Here is a 3,959-nt window from a genome sequence, read left to right as displayed (position 1 = left end):
TTATCCGCACCCAAGATAAAGTTAAACAGTTGCAACCAGGTACGGTGTTAGAAGTTGTCGGTACCGACCCTGGTTTGCTGCAAGATATTCCGGCGTGGTGCCGGATTAACGGTCATAACGTATTAGAGACTAAGGCAGAGCATCATGAATATACGGTGGTGTTACAAGTGGGTGATCCTCTTGTAATGTCGTCAACCAAGGCGTCGCCGTTGTAGGATTCACATGGAAGGCTAATGAGTCTGGTTTGAATAACAAACCTTCTTGACCGGATGCATTTGGATTTAATTGGCGTTTTTCTATGAAATCCACCATGCGCCGCACGTTATAAATCGCTAACACGCGATAGGTTTGGCCGCTGTGATAGACTAAATAACCTAAGTTTGCTTCGGTGAATTCGGGATTACGGTTCAATAAAGCTGTTATGAGTGGTTGATCGTGGTGAGCGAGTCGCTTTAACACAGAAAGCGTGTGTTGACGTATTAATAGAGAAAAATAGTCGCTTAAGCGGGCCATGAGTTGATGGCGTTGCATAGCTCGGATTTCTTCGTCGTTGAAATCAAAACTTTCCGCGACTAAATAATGTTGATCAACCGCACCGTCATTAGCAAATAAAGCGATTTTTTTTAACGCTGAATGCTGTAATGCGGTAATAAACGAGCCGGGCGCGCGAATATGCTTATCAATGGTCACCACCCAAGGCAAGGCTCTATCATTCTTGATGAAGCGTTTTTGCACGCGTTCTATAACCGATGAGTAAGGTAAATAAATAGGCCCTTCCGGTTTCACCAAAAAAGCATCTATTGCTGTTAACTGTGTGGCAAACCCCGCGCTAGCAAAGGCTTGGATAATTTCTTCATAACGCGGTGTATAAGGTATGCCAGTACCGTCATACAAAATATTAATACGATTGGCGCGTGCATGGCGGGATACTAAAGCGCGTAGCCGGTTGGCAAATGGCTCGACAAAGGTATAGTCGTCGCTGTGATGGCTAGCGGCGGTTAATACACTGTATAAATCACTGAGCTTACGGAATTCATCGAGCGAAGCAATGACAAAATTATCGCCACATACCGCAGCAGCAAGTTCTTCTACGGCTGTTTTTCCTGAACCCGCACCGCCCATGCTCATAAATAAATGTGGGTGGCTGACCGGGGTTTTGCCATTAAATATCGTTGTCTTAGCGGCTTCTAATTTACTGGCAATATAACTAATACGCTCATAAGCGATTTCGACACCGCGTTGTAAACGCGTATCTCCCCCGGCTTCAGCTAATAAACGTTGTTTTAAGCCATCATTGTTAGCAAGCTCAAAAATAGTCGCTTGTTCACCTAGGCACTGCTTTAATAATAGCAATAATTCGGTGTGACCGGGTGCGCGTAAGCCGGATAAGATATTAATATCTAAGCAAAATAAGGGGGCACTACCATTGCTAGGTAAGCGTATGCCATCGAGTTGAGTCATTTTCGGGCGGCGTAAGTGCTCCGTTCCGGGTAAATAACCGATGACGGGTTCGGTCAGCTCGGCTGGGTAATCCGCAAATTGTTTGCCGGCTAAGAATAAGTCGATTCTAAGTTTTGCTAGTGGCACTAAACCACCGTTAATGGTCACTAAGCAGTCTACGCCTTGCTCGGTGGTATGGGATAAAAAAGGGATACCTAATACGAACTTACGATTTTCCGGCCATTTGCCGTAGCCGTTTGCAGTGTTAGGTAAACTTTTTAGCAGTAGAGGGTTTAATGCATTTTCAAACGCGTGAGTGACGGCATCATGAGAGCTGGTTAAATCGTGTAAAGCTGCCGCATCGTTAGCTTTGAGTCGTCTAAAATCTATCGCTTGTGGATAAACGCTTTTGAATGCAGGCAAGTTACCTAACGCCACCATAAAAAAGTCTAGCGTTATTTGGTTGCCATAATGAAACGGTCTAACAGAGCGCATTTTTTGGTAGAAAATACTTAAGCGTTCGGCAATATTCGCTGTGAAAATGACAAAGCCATTGTTATCGAAAATGGCAGTATCCTGATTATCGTCATCATCTAACACTAAGCGTTCAAGCGTAATACGGAATGACTTACGTTTATCAGCATCAGGCATAGCGCCGGGTCTATGGCTTACCGTTGCTTGGTCCTTCCAATCGACGAATAATTCTCTATGGATGCGAGAAAACAATTCGGTTAAGTAAGTGACTCGTTTAGCTTGGTCATGGGAAACGGTGTCTTCAATTTCGCGTTGCAGCTCCGCTAACAAAGTACTGGCTTGTGCAATAGCGAGTGACGTTTTTAAGCGGTTTAAGCGCGGATAACTTAAGACCTTGTAATAATCATCGACTGGCATAAGGTTGCTGGTGTTGGTTAATGATATGGATAGCCGCTTGAGCAAGTCGCGTACCTAATTGTTGATAACCTTCGGCGGTATAATGCAAATCGTCGTGCTCACCGTTTAAGTCATCCGTATCTACCCAGGTTCTAAGCGGGTTTGCTTCGGCAATTGCGACTTGGCTACGACGAATTTTTTGCCATTCTTCATGGTATTGTTGTTCTTTTAGGCCAAAATCGCTTAAGCGTCCTATGACAACAGTAATATCGTCGCGCCCTAAATCCTGTTGCAATTGTTGTATTAAGCCCTCTAAATCGCCTCCATAACGATTGCCGTGATGCTCTATAGCATCACGTTCACCTTGCATCCAAATAAATGCAACGGTTTGCGGTTGTTTGTTGCTCAAGCTGGCTTTAACTTTGCTGATAAGGCGGTCATATAAAAAGSCTACCGGCAGGATGTGTTGTTCAGGCTGGGGCGGGGCTTGTTTATACCAACAGCGAATGGGCTGACCGTTTTCAGCATCTTTGATAACGATAATGTCATCATCGGGGAATGTGTTTTGTAGCATAGGGGTAAAACTTAAGTCTGGATTGAGTCCAACCATATTCGATTGTCCCGATAAGATAAAGAGTCGCGTGTTCTTAGCGTGAACATTACTACTAATGACGGCGCTTACAACGAATACGCACAGCTTAAGAAGTACTTTCCCCATAATAACCCCTGTTGTTAAGAGTAGTTTGGTATTTCGGCTACCAACGTAAGGCGGGACAGGGTATTCAGGGTACAGGACGCCGTAAATACATCCCTGTAGGCTTGGTGGCAGCATCCCTGCTGCCAACACCTGTACCCTAAATACTCTGTCCCTACTAAAGTGAGTAGCCGGTATTTTAGCGCTGATAATAAATGAGTTAGGGCTATTATTCAAAATTGACGGTGTAAAACGTAAAGTTGGCTGCACTAAACTAGGGGATTTTTGCATCAATATGGTGCGTTGTGAGACATAAATCTGTTTTAACAGGGGCAACGTCTGATAAACGGCAAGACTGGCAAAAAAATAATGTCAATTATTTCAATAGAAAAGCGATAGGTATTAAAAATACTCATGAGATAGGCATAAAATCTGCTTATATAGAAACAAACTCCAACGCAGGAGTACTTCCGGTTCAAAGTTGAACTGTAGCAGACAAAGGCGTCGATAAATCCAGATGGATTTTAGATGCCTTTTTTTTTGCCTGATTAAACCTGTAGAGGTAGAGATGACTCAGAAAATAGTTATTATCGGTAACGGTATGGTCGGCCAATATTTTTTGGCCAGTTTAGTGGCAAGTCCTGCGCGCGAGCAGTTTGACATTATCACATTTTGCGAAGAGCCTAGACCGGCTTATGACCGGGTGCATTTATCTTCGTATTTCTCCGGCACTAGTGCTGAGGAATTATCCTTAGTCGCACCAGATTTTTTTAGCAACCACGGCATTCAGATTCATTTAGGCGATAAAGCGTTAGTATAGACCGGGCGCAAAAAAAAAACTGTTACGTCAGCAAAAGGCGTGACTGTTAGCTATGACAAACTGGTGTTGGCAACCGGTTCATATCCTTTTGTGCCACCGGTGCCAGGCTCAGACAGAGAAAACTGCCTCGTGTAT

The 3,959-nt window shown here is 44.0% G+C and carries 5 protein-coding genes and 1 pseudogene; 4 read left to right on the top strand and 2 right to left on the bottom strand.

The window, feature by feature from the left end; all coding sequences use genetic code 11:
- Positions 1 to 2: 2 nt before the first annotated feature.
- Positions 3 to 215 carry a sulfurtransferase TusA family protein gene (locus tag VZ94_RS24895; RefSeq protein WP_239650132.1) on the top strand — a complete coding sequence of 71 codons (213 nt, stop codon included), beginning with the start codon at positions 3 to 5 and terminating at the stop codon, positions 213 to 215.
- On the opposite strand, the gene VZ94_RS21060 is transcribed toward VZ94_RS24895, so the two are convergent.
- A complete protein-coding gene (locus VZ94_RS21060; RefSeq protein ID WP_045780751.1) occupies positions 130 to 2,331 on the bottom strand; it encodes a zeta toxin family protein in 2,202 nt (733 codons plus the stop codon). The two genes, VZ94_RS24895 and VZ94_RS21060, sit on opposite strands and share 86 nt — an antisense overlap.
- Complete coding sequence (locus VZ94_RS24890; RefSeq protein ID WP_045780750.1) at positions 2,318 to 3,028, bottom strand: sialate O-acetylesterase; 711 nt, start codon at positions 3,026 to 3,028, stop codon at positions 2,318 to 2,320. The genes VZ94_RS21060 and VZ94_RS24890 overlap by 14 nt, the downstream gene beginning before the upstream one ends.
- 281 nt (positions 3,029 to 3,309) lie before the next feature.
- On the opposite strand from VZ94_RS24890, the gene VZ94_RS27425 reads away from it, so the two are divergent.
- The 3 genes and pseudogenes from VZ94_RS27425 to VZ94_RS26605 all read left to right on the top strand — a co-directional run.
- Entirely contained in the window at positions 3,310 to 3,489 is a 180-nt protein-coding gene (locus VZ94_RS27425) for a hypothetical protein (RefSeq protein WP_131655675.1), read from the top strand.
- Positions 3,490 to 3,572: 83 nt separating this feature from the next.
- Positions 3,573 to 3,824, top strand: coding sequence for a hypothetical protein (locus tag VZ94_RS21050; RefSeq protein WP_192828694.1), 252 nt, complete (start codon positions 3,573 to 3,575; stop codon positions 3,822 to 3,824).
- Between the two features lie 24 nt (positions 3,825 to 3,848).
- A pseudogene (locus VZ94_RS26605) lies at positions 3,849 to 3,959 on the top strand (FAD-dependent oxidoreductase); the annotation flags it as partial.

This window comes from Methylocucumis oryzae, assembly GCF_000963695.1.
Lineage (GTDB): Bacteria > Pseudomonadota > Gammaproteobacteria > Methylococcales > Methylomonadaceae > Methylovulum > Methylovulum oryzae.
Note: the sequence above shows the minus strand (reverse complement) of the source record. Positions and strands in the feature narration are given on the sequence as shown.